The organism is Pseudomonas sp. Pme6b (assembly GCF_058129925.1).
This window is the reverse complement of the sequence record NZ_CM176704.1, coordinates 5056883-5074259: the sequence shown is the minus strand read 5'-3', so window position 1 is coordinate 5074259 and position 17377 is coordinate 5056883. Positions and strand designations below refer to the sequence as shown.

At 54.4% G+C, this 17377-nt stretch carries 14 protein-coding genes and 1 tRNA gene; all 15 read right to left on the bottom strand.

Going from position 1 to position 17377, the window contains the following annotated elements; translation table 11 throughout:
- Positions 1-14 precede the first annotated feature (14 nt).
- On the bottom strand, positions 15-4646 hold the full coding sequence (locus AC4ANE_RS23035; RefSeq protein ID WP_460408539.1) for a glycosyltransferase: 4632 nt from the start codon (positions 4644-4646) through the stop codon (positions 15-17).
- Positions 4639-6003, bottom strand: a complete 1365-nt coding sequence (locus AC4ANE_RS23030) for an ABC transporter ATP-binding protein (protein ID WP_002552127.1) — start codon at positions 6001-6003, stop codon at positions 4639-4641. Before AC4ANE_RS23030 ends, AC4ANE_RS23035 begins: the two co-directional genes overlap by 8 nt.
- The gene (locus AC4ANE_RS23025) at positions 5993-6820 is read right to left on the bottom strand and encodes an ABC transporter permease (RefSeq protein WP_002552128.1); all 828 of its coding nucleotides are present in this window, start codon (positions 6818-6820) and stop codon (positions 5993-5995) included. Before AC4ANE_RS23025 ends, AC4ANE_RS23030 begins: the two co-directional genes overlap by 11 nt.
- Positions 6820-7365, bottom strand: coding sequence for a dTDP-4-dehydrorhamnose 3,5-epimerase (gene rfbC, locus AC4ANE_RS23020; protein ID WP_002552129.1), 546 nt, complete (start codon positions 7363-7365; stop codon positions 6820-6822). Before rfbC ends, AC4ANE_RS23025 begins: the two co-directional genes overlap by 1 nt.
- Positions 7366-8056: 691 nt before the next feature.
- Positions 8057-8968, bottom strand: coding sequence for a glycosyltransferase family 2 protein (locus AC4ANE_RS23015; RefSeq protein WP_002552130.1), 912 nt, complete (start codon positions 8966-8968; stop codon positions 8057-8059).
- Positions 8969-9009: 41 nt separating this feature from the next.
- A complete protein-coding gene (gene rfbA, locus AC4ANE_RS23010) occupies positions 9010-9900 on the bottom strand; it encodes a glucose-1-phosphate thymidylyltransferase RfbA (protein ID WP_002552131.1) in 891 nt (296 codons plus the stop codon).
- Positions 9897-10802 (bottom strand): dTDP-4-dehydrorhamnose reductase, encoded by a 906-nt coding sequence (gene rfbD / locus AC4ANE_RS23005; RefSeq protein WP_002552132.1) that lies wholly within the window; start codon positions 10800-10802, stop codon positions 9897-9899. The genes rfbA and rfbD overlap by 4 nt, the downstream gene beginning before the upstream one ends.
- Entirely contained in the window at positions 10802-11875 is a 1074-nt protein-coding gene (gene rfbB / locus AC4ANE_RS23000; RefSeq protein WP_002552133.1) for a dTDP-glucose 4,6-dehydratase, read from the bottom strand. Before rfbB ends, rfbD begins: the two co-directional genes overlap by 1 nt.
- A 305-nt stretch (positions 11876-12180) precedes the next feature.
- Positions 12181-13281 carry a redox-regulated ATPase YchF gene (gene ychF / locus AC4ANE_RS22995; RefSeq protein WP_004663905.1) on the bottom strand — a complete coding sequence of 367 codons (1101 nt, stop codon included), beginning with the start codon at positions 13279-13281 and terminating at the stop codon, positions 12181-12183.
- A gap of 21 nt (positions 13282-13302) precedes the next feature.
- On the bottom strand, positions 13303-13887 hold the full coding sequence (gene pth, locus AC4ANE_RS22990) for an aminoacyl-tRNA hydrolase (protein ID WP_002552143.1): 585 nt from the start codon (positions 13885-13887) through the stop codon (positions 13303-13305).
- A gap of 164 nt (positions 13888-14051) precedes the next feature.
- Positions 14052-14663, bottom strand: coding sequence for a 50S ribosomal protein L25/general stress protein Ctc (locus tag AC4ANE_RS22985; protein WP_002552144.1), 612 nt, complete (start codon positions 14661-14663; stop codon positions 14052-14054).
- 124 nt (positions 14664-14787) lie between these two features.
- Positions 14788-15729, bottom strand: a complete 942-nt coding sequence (locus tag AC4ANE_RS22980; RefSeq protein ID WP_002552145.1) for a ribose-phosphate pyrophosphokinase — start codon at positions 15727-15729, stop codon at positions 14788-14790.
- 45 nt (positions 15730-15774) lie between these two features.
- Positions 15775-15849: transfer RNA gene (locus AC4ANE_RS22975), tRNA-Gln, on the bottom strand.
- A gap of 37 nt (positions 15850-15886) precedes the next feature.
- The gene (ispE, locus tag AC4ANE_RS22970; protein WP_002552146.1) at positions 15887-16735 is read right to left on the bottom strand and encodes a 4-(cytidine 5'-diphospho)-2-C-methyl-D-erythritol kinase; all 849 of its coding nucleotides are present in this window, start codon (positions 16733-16735) and stop codon (positions 15887-15889) included.
- 20 nt (positions 16736-16755) lie between these two features.
- Positions 16756-17373: a lipoprotein insertase outer membrane protein LolB gene (gene lolB / locus AC4ANE_RS22965; RefSeq protein ID WP_002552147.1), complete on the bottom strand. Its 618-nt coding sequence runs from the start codon at positions 17371-17373 to the stop codon at positions 16756-16758.
- Positions 17374-17377 lie beyond the last annotated feature (4 nt).

Sequence of the window (17377 nt, the reverse complement as noted above, 5' to 3'; positions counted from 1 at the left end):
TTTGGCAACTGCGATCAATTTTTGAACCTTGGAGGCCAAGCCAGACCGAAATCTTCGTGATCAAGGGTTAAGTTCGGGCTATAGGCGTAATCCACCTGGATGTTCGGCCAGCGATTTTTGATGTAGCGAATCTCATGCCCAAATCGTTCCTGTTTCTGAGGCGTGTCCTCTAGACCGCGCGTCGCCGATTCATGGTGGTACAACTCAGAGAAAGGTGTCCAGACATTGAGATACCCTGCTTCCTGAACCCGTAAGCAGAAGTCCACATCATTGAATGCTATCTTCAAATGCTGCTCATCTAGCCCGCCTACCTCATCAAAAGTTGACTTTTTAATGATCAGGCATGCGGCCGTGACCGCCGAGAACTCCTGAATTAGCTCCGCTCTACAGAAATAGCCATGTGCACCTTTTGGAAGATACTTGTGTGCATGGCCGGCAACACCACCTATGCCCACCACAACACCACCATGTTGTAGTCTGTTGTCTGGGTACCAAAGCCTTGCGCCTACCGCTCCTACCTTCGGCTGCAACGCAATGGACACCATCTCGCTGAGCCAATCAGGTGTAATCACCTCAATATCGTTGTTGATGAGACCAATCAACTCACCTTTGGCGATACGCACAGCTCCGTTATTGAGAGCAGAGTAGTTAAACGGTCCATCATCTCGAAGTACGCGAATATTTTCTTCCTGATCGATTTGAGCAAAGTACTCCCGCGATTCGGGATCGTCAGAGCCGTTATCAATCAGAATGATTTCGTAATTTTTGTACGTCGTCAGGCTTTTGATGCTGTCGATACACTGCTTGACCAATGCGTGAGCATTCCTTGTCGGTATGACAAGTGTCACAAGAGGCAGCGTTGTCGGCAGGTTGTAGTGCACCCGGTACTGACCGGTAGGTAGCAACTCTGTCGAGCCAATCCGACCTTGACGTTCCAAATGCTCATCTAGAGCTTTAACGCCCGCCAATGCAGCATAAGGTTTTTCGTCGCCAGCCATCGCTGTACTGCCAGCGTGTATACGCCAGTGATAAAGCACGCGAGGAATGTGAATAATCTGGTCGCGCTTGAGTTTTTCTATGCAACGTAAGGCCAGGTCATAATCCTGAGCACCTTCGAAGCCTACCCGGAACTGCCCTACCTCGTTGACGAGATCACGACGATAGGCTCCGAGGTGACAAATCATATTTTGCGAACGAAACAGGAACTCGTTCCAGTCTGACTTGAAGTAGGGCGAGCTACGGTTGCCTTCGGTGTCAATCTTGTCCTCGTCCGAGTAAATCAATCCTGCATCCGGGTTTTCGCGAATGGTGCGAGCAATCCAGTAAAGCGCATGAGCAGGGAGAAGGTCATCATTGTCCATTAACGCAACAAAAAGACCTTTAGCGACGCCCAGTGCCGAGTTGCTGGCCTGCGAGATGTGACCATTGCTGCCACGGAAAACAACTTTGATGCGCTTGTCTTGCGCCTTCAAAGATTTCAGGTACTCGATCACCGCAGGATTTGTCGATGCATCGTCAGCGAGGCATAGCTCCCAATTGGTATAGAGCTGCGAGCGCACGCTGTCCACTGCTTCACGCAGAAGATCCAGTGGTGGGTTATACACCGGCATGATGATGGAAATGAGCGGGTACTCAATCCAGCGATTCATGTGCTCGTTGATACGATTGATTTCGGCTTCGCCCAACGTGTCGTAATATTGGACCCATCGAGAATAATCGTGTCGATCGGGCACTTCACGCGTCTCGCTTCCGACGAACGCATGCTGAGCTTCACCTTGAACCCAGCGAGCCTGTGCGATGACACCTGCGAGTCCCCTGAGACGCCAGACTTGGTAGGCCTTCTTTGCTGTACTGGAAAGTCCGCCTCCTCGCTGAACAATCAGTGGAATCGACGAAGCAAGACGTTTTGCACGGAAAAATGACCTGGTTATCTTCCTCAGCGGGGCAGTGGCTTTCCAACTGTACGAAGATTGCATCGCGATGATATGCAGGTTCAGGTTGTGAACATGCGTATCTTTGTCTACAAGTGCCAGACGGTGATTTTCCTGAGCTGCCAAAATCGCAATTTCAAGCTCTGTTAACTTGGCCTTATGCTTCTCTTGCGCCTCTCGGGTAGCGGCATCAATATCCGCTAGGGCCTGACGGTGCTCTGCCTGAATCTGAAGGTTTGCCGCTTCAAGATTTTCCATAGCAATACGGTGGTTTTCTTGAATCGCCAGATTTGCAGCCTCCCGTTCCTCCAGCGCGACTCGATGGTTTTCTTGAGAGGCAAGCTGTGCAGCTTCGAACTCTTCAAGAGCCAATCTGTGATGCTCCTTGGCCGCTTGGTGCGCAGCTTCGAGCTCTTCGAGGGCTAACAGATGCTTGTTTTGCACGGCCAGATTCTCAGCCTTGAGCTCTTCCAGAGCCAGGCGATGATTTTCCTCTATCGCAAGGTTCGCTACCTCGACGGCGTCTAAAGCTGAGCGGTCTTTAAGATTCAATCCCGATATAGACCCAAGCGCTAGCTTGAGCTCCTCTTCCTGTTGAAGGAGTCGCCCAGCGACCTGACCTTCAGTGAATAAAGTGAACGTAATCTGTATTTTGAACGACTTCCCCGCTAATAGCGAATTGAGATCAATGGGAAGCACAAGGTGCGGGTCATTGTCCAATGACATAAACATTGTACTGTCGTTCAGGTCATTAACGAATGTGGTCGTGCCCGCAGAGTCGAGAGGTGCACTGGCACTGTCACGCCACGACCATACTTCCGAATTGGCGTCATAAATAGCAATTGCGTCTACCGAAAAGGACTGACGAATATTGGTTGGGTCAAAACGAAGTGCCGCGCATCGGTAGGTCGCTGGGACTGTGAACACTAAGGTCTGGCGCCCATCGTGTACAAATTGACTGATCGTCCGCTCTTCTTTGAAGTCGCCCGCTGCATCACCTATATACAGCGTCGCCAGTCTAGGTGTCTTGTCTCCCAAGGCCCCCATTTTCTGAATGGTCGCTTCGGGTGACCAATTAAGAAAGCTCACAGCTTCACGGCCAGTGACTTTTTCTTGGAACATGGCCTCTAGTAGCGCATAGCGGTTCAGCGCTTGCTCGGTGATTTCAAGGCCCGCACTGCCAATCAACTCAACAATAAAATCACGCCTGTTGATCATGGCCGTGCTTGGGTGAAAGGGGACTTTATTCGCTATCAGCAGCAGCAGACCCCGCATTAGCAGATGACCGAGTTCGACGCCTCCCTTCATTTCCCATTCGATATCTATGAGATGTGGGTTGCCTTCACTGTCAATAATGATGTTTTGTGCAACTGCGTCAATATAATGGCCCGGTAAAAAAACGTCTACACTGTCCAGTTCGGTAGTACTGCCTTCAGTGGCCAAGAGCTGGCTTAGGCAATTTAGATAGGTCTTCAGAAAAGGGGTAAACGTTTCAACTGTCCAGTCTTCGGTTGTTGAGGCTTCAAGAAATTGCAGGCTGAGCAAATTGCCTTTTGCGTAGCCATGCGCTGCAGGAAGGATGAATCTGAATGGGTCATCCAGGCCGTCTGCTGCTTCAATAGTGCTGAGACGTTGGTATTGAACTTCAATGCCTGCAGGGGTGTCGACGAAAACCGCTGCCTTGCAGTACTCTGCATTGCGCCCTGTACTGTAGTGATACGCTAGGACATTGCTGGGGACTGCGTCGTACGGCTGGCATGAAGCGACGACCATAAACGAATTCGCGAGGTCCATGCCCAGATGATTCTCGATCACCACCGGCCAGGCTTTTTCAAGATTAAATGTGGTGTTCGAGGGTAACTGTGGATCTTTCCGAGTGTTCTGGCAGGCCAATGCAGCAGCGTCGAAATTATTGGCTTTGAAACCGTTTTCTGTGATCAGAGAATTGGGGATCTTGTAGTCCGGATAAGGAGATAGAAAGCTTGATGATGCAAAGCCAGCGAGGGCTATTAACTCATCCAGACCTTTGCGGCCAAATGTCTTAGGTTGGCGGCCTACATACCGGCCCTCAATACCGTACATAGCGACACCCACGTGATCCTCTGGCGCGCCGGCAAAATATTTGAGGCCAAGTTGGTTCTCAATGGCAATAAACAGATGTCCGTCAGGTTTGAGCAGCTTTTTAACTCGTTTCAGCATTCCCAGTGCAGGATCTTCATCATTGCTGAACATGCTGGCGTATTCGAGTACGCCGATGAGCGTTACTACGTCAAATTGCCGATCAATCTTCAGGTCATCGAATCGTTCAGCAAGCACCGTGACGTTATCCAGATCACGTGTTCTGCTCGCCGCGATTGCAGCTCGGCGTGGGCTACCTTCCAGCGCGAGCACGTCAGCACCCGCTTCGCCGAGGTAGCGGCTGATCGCACCGCAACCCGCGCCGATTTCGAGAACTGATTTACCTTTCAGAAGATGCTCGAAGGGGCGAAAGATATTTCCGCGGGTGGAACTAAGGTGATAGAGCTTTGGCCAGTCGGTACAGTAGTGCGGAAGCTCGCTCGACAGCACGGAGACATCGCTTGCGTCACGAACGATCTTCGCCAGCTCATTTTCCGAGCTATCGCCGTCACTGTAGGCAATGCCCTGATAATCAGTCCGCACCCATACAGATGTGTCTGTATCACGGAGGTAGCCATATCTATCAAGCTCAAACATCAACACGTACCGGTTCAATTTCCATAGAGGCACCCAGGTCTATCAAACCCAGAAGCTTTGGAGTGGGTTCTACAACGAAATGTATCGAATCATAGCGCCGGTCGTGAGGCACGATGTCTTCGCTTTGCCGAGAGGCGATACCGATGGAGATGAAGTAATCACCGGTCGCGAGCGCGTTTCTGAATTTCACACGCGCTTTTGCCTGTTTGCCAGCGCTGCCTATCAGGCCTGTGCCTTCGCAATCCTGCATGTAAGAGTTGGTGCCGTATACGGTGACACCCTCTTTGGTCTTGATCGTAAAGCCGATAATCGGGTTGACCACTGTACGATTGAAGTGCAAGGCCAGATCAAGAACGATTTCCTCGCCCGATTCAACGCTGTTGGGGAACTCCCTTCCCGATGCATTCATATGGAAGTCGAGCAGTGTTGCAGCTCCATCCCCCCAACGGTACTCATGAGGGTTGTAACCAGGCCTGCTCGCGTACACGTCTTCATCAAAACGCAACGCTATCTTGTCGGTTTCGACTGGGGCGGTTTCCACTCGCTCGGCTTCGGCGAGGTCCAGACTCTTGTCGGTGATAGGGCTCTTCTCACGCCCGAACAGAAGGTCCGTGTAGCGATTGATGACCGGGCGCGATTCGCCAATCATCTCGATCCTGCTCTTTTCCAGCAAAATAGCGCGATTACAGTGAGTGACCACTTGCTCGCTGGAGTGCGTGACGAGCAGGATGCTGGTGCCATTTTCTTTCAACTGCCTGAGGCGCTCGAAGCACTTGGCCTGAAATCGTGCATCGCCAACGGAAAGTGCTTCGTCCACGACAAGGATTTCCGGGTCGACCTGAGCCTGGACCGCAAATGCCAGGCGCACGGCCATGCCGCTTGAGTAGGATTTGACCGGCTGATCAAGGAACTCGCCAATATCGGCAAAGCCGGCGATCGCGTCAAAGCGCTCGTCTACTTCGTCACGCGTCAGTCCAAGCACTGCGGCGTTCAGATAAACGTTTTCACGGCCGGTAAACTCGGGGTTGAAGCCCGAACCTAGTTCTAGCAAGGCCGCTACCCGGCCGCGCGTATGAATCTCGCCGACAGTCGGGTTCAATGTTCCGCAGATGATCTGCAGCAAGGTTGACTTGCCTGAACCATTGCGGCCCACGATCCCGACTGTTTCGCCTTTGCCGACGTCGAAGCTGACGTCGCGCAGGGCCCAGAACTCCTTGCCATAGGTAGTGGTCGGCTGCCCTGACCAACGCTGAATTCTAGGCACCAAGGCTTGTTTCAAGCGGTCGTGGGGCTTGTCGTATGTGTAAAAACACTTCGAGACGTTTTGTACGCTGATAACCGGTTGATCAGATGACATCAGCGAATCCTTTACGTGTTTTTTGGAAAAACCAGAACCCCATGACAGCAATTACTGCGCCAATCAAGATGGCGAGACCCAGGCTGTCCCAATGCGGGAGGTTGCCGAACAGCAGTACGCTACGGCTCTCTTCGATAATGTAGGTTAGCGGGTTCATCTGCAGCCAAGGGCGATAGACTTCAGGAAGCGCCGCCACCGGGTAAAGAACCGGCGACAGAAACAGCAGAACGGTTGTCAGAACCGTAATGACCTGCGCGACGTCGCGCAAGTACACACCCAGGGATGCGAGAAACCAGCTGATCCCCAGCGTGCCAAGAATGAGCGGCACCAGAATCAGCGGAAACAACAGCGCCGTCCAGAAAAGCGTGTGCGAGATCAACAGTTGTGCGATCACCAGCACAATAAGGCTGATGCAGCTGTGGAAGAGCGCCGAACCCAAGGTGATAACCGGCAAAATCTCCAGAGGAAACACCACCTTCTTGACGTAATTGCTGTTACTCATCACCAAAGAAGGTGCTCTGTTCGCACACTCTGCAAACAACCCATGCACGATCATCCCGACGAACAACAGAATAGCGAAGCCACCTTTGCCGGTGTCGACTCCAACCCAACGCGCACTAAAGATTTCGGAGAATACGAAGGTATATACCGCCAGCATCAATACCGGATTAAAGAATGACCAAGCCAAGCCCATCACTGAGCCGCGGTAGCGGCCAATGACTTCTCGCTTGGTCATTTGCGAGATCAATGAGCGGTTGGTCCATAGACTGCTGACTAGCCGCAAAGGGCCCGCAGAAGGAGTTTTATGAGGGTTCATTAAGCGAACACCTCGGCGTCTTCGAATACGACGGCTTTCTGATCTTTGGCGGACAGGGAGGGCGCTTCGCTGAATGGCCAGTCTATGCCCACGGTGACGTCGTTCCAGGCGAGGCTGCGCTCATGTTCAGGCGCCCAGTAATCGGTGGTCTTGTAAAGGAACTCGGCGCTTTCGGACAGTACGACGAAGCCGTGGGCAAAGCCTTCCGGAATCCACAGTTGTTTTTTGTTTTCGGCGGTAAGATGCAGTCCCACCCATTTGCCGAAAGTTGGGGAGCTCTTGCGCAGGTCGACCGCAACGTCAAAGACTTCTCCAGCGGTGACTCGGACAAGCTTGCCCTGTGGTTGTTGAATTTGGTAATGCAAACCGCGAAGAACGCCCTTCACCGAACGCGAGTGATTGTCCTGAACGAACGTTACAGGCCGCCCAACGACCTCTTCGAATGCCTTCTGGTTGAAGCTTTCAAAGAAAAAACCGCGATCGTCGCCGAAAACCTTTGGCTCGAATACGATGACGTCTGGAATGGCGAGGCGTGTTGCATTCATAGGTAACGTATCTCCGGGATGCTCATCAGGGTCTGCTCATAAGGCCCTGGCTGGGGCAGGCGTGTGTTAAAAATCGCCTGCGCCATGGAATTTGATTGCGCCATTAAAACGCGCTTTACGACATCGAGGCTCATGGGCGTCGAGTGCGCCATAGACTGCCCACCTGGGCGGGAAATGTCTGCGCTGGATAAGGGGGTAGGCCTGTTATTACCGAGGGAGCGGGGCATGCATCGTCTATTTGTAGTTTTCCGACGTAGGTTCCGACGATGAGCAACACGAGGTCTTCATGGCAGGACGGTTTTACGAATTGAAGCACGTCCGGTATCTGAGCTCATGGCCGGGTGGGTGACTCGAGCCTTGTCATCCTTGGTTGGGCGGTACAAGTGACCCCACGTTCCGAGGCTGGTTCCTTTCACCCCGGTTACACTGCCTTCTTTGCGCTTTTGATACCGAAAACAAAGGTCTGCACATTAACATAAGCCGCCGCTGGAGAACATTCGGTGTCCTGCGAAATTAAGTGGTTTCAATGCTGTGAACGATACCCGGCCACGCGGCGGCTAACGACCTCTCTTGCTTTGGGCACAGATGTTGAAAACCAGTATTTTCAGAAGGTTGCGATGCCTGATCACTGGTTTAATCAGGCTATATCGCGCTGCCTGGGCCAGATAGGATACGAGTGGCTAATTGACGGTCAACGCTTGCTTAGCATTGCTGTAAGGCACGCGATAATGAAGAGGATCTTGTCTCTCGGTCTCCTGCGGCATTGCGGTGCCTTGAACGCGAGCTTCAGGAACGACAGCCGCGTACTCACGTGCTTTCCCGCAGGATGCAGTGGGCTGTCTCCGATCAACTGGCCAATCAGCAATACCTGTCCGGCCCACCAGCCGTCAGCAATTTTTTTCAGTCGACTGATGAGTGGAGCAAGTCCGGTATTGGCTCCAACCTGATTGTTGGCATGTTGACGGTAGTCCATGCTGGAAACCGGATCGATATGCCATCGGAAGCCGTGACTGCGGGCAAATGCGTAACAGTACCAGTCATGCAGACTCACAGCCTGAGCTGCATCCCAGTGGGAAAGGAGGGATGACTTGAAGGCATCTGCAAGCCGGCGATTCATCACATAGGTGCAGCCGGGACCGGCAGCTTCGAACAGATAGTCCCATTGAACCTGAGGCTGAGCCTTGTCCAGCAGTACGCGCTGCCCATCCGGCCAGAATGCGGTGACATTGCTTGAATAGGCATCATGATGACCCGGCACCAAAGCCGCTACGGCGCGCTGAAGCTTGTCCCGATCCCAGATATCATCCTGATCGGAGAACGCTATGTAATCGAATGTCGAGAAGTCGACATCCCGGATCAAGCGAAAGAAGTTACGTGACGCTCCGCCAAATCGTCCGGCCGGCGGTAGCAGGGAGATATTCGTATGGTGCTGAGCGTAGTCGGCACACCATGCTTCAGTGCCGTCCGTGGAGGTATCGACACTGATGAACACGCTGACGCAGATGTTTGTCTGCGTCAGGATTGAATCAAGTTGCGCCTTTATCCACGCCATACCGTTATAGGCTGCCAATAGCACGGCTACCTTGGGAAAAACAGATGACATACTGTTCGCAGCCTTGCGGTATGGGATAGAGGTTTGCAGTCTTAGAACGAGCCCAGATCCAGCAACTTCTGCAGATACTGGCCATACCCGGTCTTCTTCAGCTTCTGAGCCTGTTCACCCAACTGAGCGGCCGTAATCCAGCCGTTGGTGTAAGCGATCTCTTCCAGGCAGGCAACTTTCCAGCCCTGACGCTGCTCGATGGTGTGTACGAAATGGCTCGCTTCCAGCAGCGACTCGTGGGTGCCGGTGTCGAGCCAAGCGAAGCCACGACCGAGAATTTCTACGGTCAGGCTCTTTTGTTCGAGGTAAGCACGGTTCACGTCAGTGATTTCCAGCTCGCCGCGCTCGGAAGGCTTGATATTCTTCGCGATTTCGACAACCTGATTGTCGTAGAAGTACAGGCCGGTTACGGCATAGCTCGACTTCGGCGCTGCAGGCTTTTCTTCAATGCTCAAGGCGCGACCGGTTTCGTCGAACTCTACAACGCCAAAGCGCTCAGGGTCGGAAACGTGGTAACCGAAGACAGTAGCGCCGCTGGTCTGTTGGCTCGCCGAGCGCAGGTTGTCGGAGAAGTGCTGACCGTAAAAGATGTTGTCGCCCAGGATCAGGCAGCAAGGATCTTCACCGATGAACTCTTCGCCGATGATGAATGCTTGTGCCAGGCCATCAGGCGTTGGTTGCTCTGCGTAGGTGAGCTGAATGCCATATTGGCTGCCGTCACCCAGCAACTTGCGGAAGCTCGGTAAGTCTTCTGGTGTGGAGATGATCAGGACTTCACGCATACCTGCCAGCATCAGCACAGACAGAGGGTAGAAAATCATCGGCTTGTCGTAGATAGGCAGCATCTGCTTGGATACGCCAAGGGTAAGCGGGTGCAGACGAGTGCCCGAGCCGCCGGCCAGGATGATGCCTTTACGATTAATGGTGGTCATTTGTTCAGAGTTTCCATGAGCATTCGGGCTACACCACTTTGCCAGTCAGGCAGGTGCAGGGAAAAATTGTGGCGCAGCTTTTCTGTGTTCAGACGCGAATTCAGAGGGCGTTGCGCGGGTGTAGGGTATTCGATCGTGCCAATGGGATTGATCGTTTCTACCGCCAGGGGTTCCCCGTTGGCACGGGCGAAATCAATCACATACTGCGCGTAGGCATGCCATGACACTTCGCCGGCAGGTGCCAAGTTGTAGATGCCACACAGCTCCGGCTTAGCCAGCGTTTGAAGCAGGGCAGCCGTCGCTATGTCGGCCAGCAACTCTGCACCTGTAGGCGCTCCAATCTGATCGGCGATCACATTGAGCGTTGGGCGATCTTTCGCGAGGCGTAACATGGTTTTGGCAAAGTTGTTACCACGTGCCGCGTAAACCCAGCTGGTACGGAAGATCAGGTGCTTGCAGCCTGAGGCAGCTATAAGTTGCTCGCCTTCAAGTTTGGTTGCGCCGTAATAGTTGACCGGCGACACGACATCGCTTTCTTTCCATGCGGTGTTGCCCGAACCGTCGAACACATAGTCGGTCGAGTAATGAACCAATAGCGCGTCCAGCGTGCGAGCTTCTTCTGCCAGGACCTGACTGGCCAAGGCATTGACCCTGTGCGCGAGCTCACGCTCGGTTTCGGCCTTGTCGACAGCGGTATAGGCTGCGGCGTTGACGATAACCTGAGGTTTGACGCTGCGAATGGTATTGCGCAGGCTTTCCAGGTCAGACAGATCGCCACAAAGTTCGCCATAGGCCGTCGATACGGTATGGCGGTCAAGAGCAACTACTTCACCCACTACAGCGAGTGAACGTTGCAACTCCCAACCCACCTGGCCATTTTTGCCCAGCAGAAGAATTTTCATCATTTATCGGCGCGCGCTGTGTAGTTCTTGTCGATCCATTGCTGGTAGCTTCCGCTCTTTACATGAGCAACCCATTCAGGATTATCGAGGTACCACTGTACTGTTTTGCGAATACCCGATTCGAAGCTTTCTTCCGGCGTCCAGCCCAGCTCGCGCTGAATCTTGCTGGCATCGATAGCGTAGCGCAGGTCGTGGCCCGGGCGGTCCTGAACGTAAGTGATCAGGCTGGCGTGCGGACGATGGACTGAATCCGGGCGCAGTTGGTCGAGCAGCGCGCAAACGGTGTTGACCACCTCGATGTTCTGTTTCTCGTTGTGGCCACCAATGTTGTAGGTCTCGCCGATCTCGCCTTCGGTCACAACTTTGTACAGTGCGCGGGCATGGTCTTCGACATAGAGCCAGTCACGAACCTGATCGCCTTTTCCATAGATAGGCAGCGGCTTGCCTTCCAGTGCGTTGAGGATGATCAGTGGGATCAGCTTCTCCGGGAAATGGCATGGACCGTAGTTGTTCGAGCAGTTGGTTACCAGGGTCGGCAGGCCATAGGTGCGGCTCCAGGCGCGTACCAGGTGGTCGGAGCTGGCCTTGCTGGCCGAGTAGGGCGAGCTTGGCTGGTAAGGCGTTGTCTCGGTGAAGAGATCTTCCGGGCCTTCCAGGTCGCCATACACTTCGTCAGTCGAGATGTGGTGAAAGCGGAAGCTGGCTTTGCGCACTTCGTCCAGCTGGCTCCAGTAGCTGCGTGCTGCTTCAAGCAGTACATAGGTGCCTATGATATTGGTCTGGATGAACTCCGACGGACCCGTGATGGAGCGGTCTACGTGCGATTCGGCTGCCAAGTGCATCACAGCGTCAGGCTGGTGCTCTTTGAAAACCCGGTCCAGGTCTTCACGGTTGCAGATGTCCACGTGCTCAAAGGCATAACGCTCGCTTTGATCGGCCGACTGAAGTGATTCAAGATTGCCTGCGTACGTCAGTTTGTCGACATTGACGACTGAGTCGGCTGTATTGGCAATGATGTGCCGAATCACTGCCGAACCGATGAAACCAGCACCGCCTGTTACTAAGATCTTCAAAAGAGTATCTACCTTGGGTTATGACAAGGCTCTGCCCGGTCCGTGGAAACGATCGCTGATCAGTCGCCGTCTTGAAACATCTGCCTGCGTTAAACATGAATGTTTAAATGACGTGGATGAGCGGCGGTAAAAAAACGACATTTTACATAGAAAAATAGACATCCCCATCAAATAATTTGAGGGCGTCTGCAATCGTGTAGCCAACCGACGGTGCCAATGCCTGAAACGCGAAAGCCCCAGATAATGGGGCTTTCGTGATAGAGGAATCTGCACTTGCCGAGATCCCGCTGGACGCTGCCTATGGCCTACACATTAAACCTGAAATGCATCACATCACCATCCTTGACGATGTATTCCTTGCCTTCCAGACGCCACTTACCCGCTTCCTTGGCACCGGCTTCACCCTTGAACTGGATGAAGTCGTCATAGGCCACGACTTCGGCACGAATAAAGCCTTTTTCAAAGTCGGTGTGGATGACGCCTGCGGCCTGTGGTGCGGTGGCACCGACGCGGACGGTCCAGGCGCGGACTTCTTCGACACCTGCGGTGAAGTAGGTCTGCAGGTGAAGCATTTCGTAGCCAGCGCGAATAACGCGGTTCAGGCCGGGTTCTTCGAGGCCCAGCGCTTCGAGGAACATGTCTTTTTCTTCGCCGTCATCCAGTTCGGCGATTTCGGCTTCGATCTTGTTGCAGACCGGCACCAGCATTGCGCCTTCTTCTTCGGCGATGGCGCGGACCACGTCCAGCAACGGGTTGTTCTCGAAACCGTCTTCGGCAACGTTGGCAATGTACATGACCGGCTTGGTGGTCAGCAGGTGGAAACCACGGATGGTGGCCTTCTCGTCGTTGCTCATGCTCTTCATCAGGCTGCGTGCTGGCTTGCCTTCGCTGAAGTGGGCGATCAGTTGTTCAAGCAGGCCTTTCTGGACCACTGCGTCCTTGTCACCGCCCTTGGCATTGCGCGTGACCTTTTGCAGTTGCTTCTCGCAGCTGTCGAGGTCAGCGAAGATCAGTTCCAGATCGATGATCTCGATGTCGCGCTTGGGGTCGACGCTGTTGGAGACGTGAATCACGTTCTCGTCTTCAAAGCAGCGCACCACGTGAGCGATGGCGTCGGTCTCGCGGATGTTGGCGAGGAACTTGTTGCCCAGGCCTTCGCCTTTTGAGGCACCTGCCACCAGGCCTGCGATGTCGACGAACTCCATGGTGGTCGGCAGGATGCGTTTCGGGTTGACGATGGCTGCCAGGGCCGCCAGGCGCGGGTCAGGCATCGGCACGATGCCGCTGTTCGGTTCAATGGTGCAGAAGGGGAAGTTCTCGGCCGCAATACCAGATTTGGTCAGGGCGTTGAACAGGGTGGACTTGCCGACGTTAGGCAGGCCGACGATGCCGCAATTGAATCCCATGGTGTTTCCCCTCGAGTGATGTCAGGCCTTCTGGCTGTGCAGGTTTTTCATCGCCCGGTTCCATTCACCGGCGAAGATATCCGGCAGCACGCCGAGGGCAAAGTCGATACTGGCGTCCAGTTTTTCCTGTTCGGCGCGTGGCGCTCGACCCAGGACAAAGCCGGATACCTTGCTGGCATCGCCCGGGTGGCCGATGCCAAGCCGCAAGCGATGAAATGTGTTCTGGTTGCCGAGCTGCGCGATGATGTCGCGCAGGCCGTTATGACCGCCATGGCCGCCACCCACTTTGAGTTTGGCAACGCCCGGAGGCAGGTCCAGCTCGTCATGCGCCACCAGAATCGACTCAACCGGAATACGGTAGAAACCGGCGAGTGCCGCGACGGCCTGGCCGCTACGGTTCATGTAGGTGGTGGGGATCAGCAGACGAACGTCCTGACCCTGATGCGTAAAACGCCCGGTCAGGCCAAAGAATTTGCGCTCGGGAACGAGATTGACTCGCTGCGCCGCAGCAATACGCTCAACAAAGAAAGCCCCTGCGTTATGCCGGGTCTGTTCGTATTGAGCGCCTGGATTTCCCAGGCCCACGATCAGTTGTATGGCGGTCACGACAGGGGCTCTTCCTTTGGAGTTGAGGGTTAAACCGCTGACGACAGCGGCAATGTGGGCGAAAACTGCTCATTTACCATGATGTAAACTCAGCGATCTCGCCCGCTTTGCCTGCTATCGCTCGCGATGTTTCCTGAGCAACTCCGACGTTACCAAGTAATGAATTACTCGGCTGCGCCTTCTTCACCTTCTTCTGCTTCGTCTTTGACGATGCGCGGTGCGTGGACGTTGGCGATTGCCAGGTCAGTACCGTGTGCCAAGGCAACGAACTCGACGCCTTTAGGTGCTTTCAGCTCGGACAGGTGAACGTTGTCGCCCACTTCCAGCGCGCCCAGATCAACCTCGATGAACTCAGGCAGGTCTTTAGGCAGGCAGGTCACTTCCAGTTCAGTAGTAGTGTGCGAGATCTCGCCGCCTTTCTTGACTGGAGCTTCTTCGTTCAGGAAGTGGATCGGCACGATTGCGGTCAGTTTCTGGCCGGCAATAACGCGCACGAAGTCAGCGTGCATCACGTGGCCTTTGGCCGGGTGACGTTGCAGCGCCTTGATGATGACGTTCTGCTTCTGGCCGCCAACGTTCAGCTCGATGATGTGGCTGTAGGCCGCATCGTTTTCGAGCAGTTTGGCAACTTCCTTGGCCAGCATGCTGATGGACTCAGGGGCTTTGTCGCCACCGTAGACTACAGCTGGAACCAGGCTGGCGAGACGACGCAGGCGGCGGCTCGCACCTTTCCCCAGGTCGGAACGCTGTTCTGCATTCAGGGTAAATTCGTTCATGTTGTATCTCCAAATTAACCACATCCGCCGTTGCGTTTGCGACCAGCGCTTGGGCGGTATGGGCAAAAAAGCCCCGCCCTGACCGGATGTCAGGGCGGGGCGCTTTTCGTCTGCGTGATGTCAGTTAACGGAACATCGCGCTGATCGATTCTTCATTGCTGATGCGGCGAACCGCTTCGGCGACTACCGGCGCAATATCCAGTTGACGGATACGGCTGCAGGCTTGTGCTGCTGCGGACAACGGGATGGTGTTAGTGACCACCAGTTCGTCCAGCACGGAATTTTCAATGTTTTCGATCGCCCGGCCCGACAGCACAGGGTGTGTGCAGTAGGCAAAGACCTTGGCTGCGCCATGCTCTTTCAGGGCCTTGGCCGCGTGGCACAGGGTGCCGGCGGTGTCGACCATGTCATCGACCAGAATACAGGTACGCCCTTCGACATCACCGATGATATGCATCACTTCAGAGTGATTGGCTTTCTCACGGCGTTTGTCGATGATACCGAGATCGACACCCAGGGATTTAGCGACAGCACGTGCACGCACGACGCCGCCGATATCGGGGGAAACGATCATCAGGTTTTCAAAGCGCTGGTCTTCGATGTCATCCACCAGAACGGGGGAGCCGTAGATGTTATCTACCGGAATATCGAAGAAACCCTGGATCTGGTCAGCATGAAGATCAACCGTGAGAACACGGTCGATTCCCACCACGGTGAGCATATCAGCAACAACTTTCGCGCTGATGGCAACACGTGCGGAGCGCGGACGGCGATCCTGGCGGGCATAACCAAAGTAGGGAATCACAGCAGTGATTCGGGACGCTGAGGAGCGGCGGAAGGCATCAGCCATCACAACCAGTTCCATCAGGTTATCGTTCGTTGGTGCGCAAGTCGGCTGAATGATGAAGACGTCTTTACCGCGGACGTTTTCATTAATCTCAGTGCTGATTTCGCCGTCGGAAAATTTTCCGACAGAAACATCACCGAGTGGGATATGCAGCTGACGTACTACACGCCGAGCGAGATCGGGGTTGGCATTCCCCGTAAAGACCATCATCTTGGACACGCGCAGTACCTAGAGGCTGAGGGTAACCTGGATGAGTATAGAAAATGGCAGGGGCGGCTGGATTCGAACCAACGCATGGCAGGATCAAAACCTGCTGCCTTACCGCTTGGCGACGCCCCTGTATTGAATCAATCGAGTGCCTTGCACTCAATTCCTGTTACAGAATTTGCAGCTTGCGATGCAACATCGAAATGTTACTTCCTTTCGCTACGAACCCCGTAAGGGTCTCTGCAAGAAGGGCCGAGACTTTATCAGCTTCAGCTTTGTTTGGGAAGGCCCCAAACACACAACTTCCAGTTCCGGTTAATTTTGCTTCGGTAAAATTACCTAACAAATTCAAAGCGTTACGTACTTCTGGGTAACGCCTCTCTACAACCGCCTTACAGTCATTTCGACTGTTTCCCTTGGGAACGGGGCGCACTTTAATGGGCGGCGTGTCGCGTGTCAACAACGGATCTGAAAAAATTTCTGCTGTACTTACAGCGACTTGCGGAACGAGCACCAAATACCAGGGTTCTTCGGGGTCAACCGGGGTGAGAATTTCCCCGACACCCTCAGCAAATGCGGCGTGTCCACGGACAAAAACCGGTACATCAGCGCCCAGAGTCAGGCCCAGTTGCGCCAGACGATCTTCATCCCAGCCAAGCTGCCATAAATGATTCAGCGCCAGCAGTGTGGTGGCTGCATCCGAGCTGCCGCCGCCGATGCCGCCGCCCATGGGCAGGCGTTTTTCCAGCCAGATATCCATGCCCAGTGTGCAACCGGACTGTTTTTGCAGCGCGCGGGCGGCTTTGACGATCAGATTGCTGTCATGCGGGACGCCGGGTACATCGGTCTGCAGACAAATTTCGCCGTCCTGGCGAACGGTAAAGCCCAGTTCGTCACCGTAATCGAGAAACTGAAACAGCGTTTGCAGCTCATGGTAGCCGTCCGGACGGCGTCCCAGAATGTGCAGCATCAGGTTCAGCTTTGCCGGAGCAGGCAAAACCAGCTGGGCCTTGGCCATATCCTGTAATGCAGTCATGGTCATTGCCCCAGTTTGCGAGGCTGCCAGTCCTTGATGACCAGCGTGACATCGAGGTCCTGACCGTGCAGCTTGACGCGTTCGGGCAGCCAGTAGCCATTCTGTTCGACATAACTGAGGTATTCCACCTGCCAGCCGTCCTGTTCAAGGCTGGCCAGACGGCTGTCACCGTCGAGTGTCACGCTACTTTTGCTGTCCGGTGCCGGCAAGCCACGCACCCACCATACGAGGTGGGAAACCGGCAGTTTCCAGCCCAGTTGATCCTGAAGCAGTGTTTCCGGCGTTGTGGCTTCGTAGCGGCCTTGGTTGGCGACTTCAAGCGCGACAGTGCCGGGCCTGCCGGTCAGTCGTGCTGCGCCACGGCCAAGCGGACCGGACAAGCGGATATCGTAGTAATCCTGACGCTGCAGCCAGAACAGGGTGCCGCTGCCGGAGTCCTTCGGTGCACGAATACCGACCTTGCCGTTGATCTGCCAGCCATCGAGGCTGCTCAGTTGCTGTTTGTGTTCGCGCCATTGCGCGGGGTCGCCCTTGCCCTGAACGGCTTCGCGGGAAGTGAGACCGGCACAGCCGGTGAGCAGGGCGATGAGGCTGAATACGATTACGTGGCGCAAAAACATAACG

Bases quoted from the DNA above. Each gene is read 5' to 3' on its own strand.
- AC4ANE_RS23030 (WP_002552127.1), bottom strand. From the start codon at position 6,003: ATGTCATCTGATCAACCGGTTATCAGCGTACAAAACGTCTCGAAGTGT.
- AC4ANE_RS23025 (WP_002552128.1), bottom strand. From the start codon at position 6,820: ATGAACCCTCATAAAACTCCTTCTGCGGGCCCTTTGCGGCTAGTCAGC.
- AC4ANE_RS23015 (WP_002552130.1), bottom strand. From the start codon at position 8,968: ATGTCATCTGTTTTTCCCAAGGTAGCCGTGCTATTGGCAGCCTATAAC.
- rfbA (WP_002552131.1), bottom strand. From the start codon at position 9,900: ATGACCACCATTAATCGTAAAGGCATCATCCTGGCCGGCGGCTCGGGC.
- AC4ANE_RS23035 (WP_460408539.1), bottom strand. From the start codon at position 4,646: ATGTTTGAGCTTGATAGATATGGCTACCTCCGTGATACAGACACATCT.
- rfbD (WP_002552132.1), bottom strand. From the start codon at position 10,802: ATGAAAATTCTTCTGCTGGGCAAAAATGGCCAGGTGGGTTGGGAGTTG.
- rfbC (WP_002552129.1), bottom strand. From the start codon at position 7,365: ATGAATGCAACACGCCTCGCCATTCCAGACGTCATCGTATTCGAGCCA.
- ispE (WP_002552146.1), bottom strand. From the start codon at position 16,735: ATGGCCAAGGCCCAGCTGGTTTTGCCTGCTCCGGCAAAGCTGAACCTG.
- lolB (WP_002552147.1), bottom strand. From the start codon at position 17,373: ATGTTTTTGCGCCACGTAATCGTATTCAGCCTCATCGCCCTGCTCACC.
- ychF (WP_004663905.1), bottom strand. From the start codon at position 13,281: ATGGGATTCAATTGCGGCATCGTCGGCCTGCCTAACGTCGGCAAGTCC.
- AC4ANE_RS22985 (WP_002552144.1), bottom strand. From the start codon at position 14,663: ATGAACGAATTTACCCTGAATGCAGAACAGCGTTCCGACCTGGGGAAA.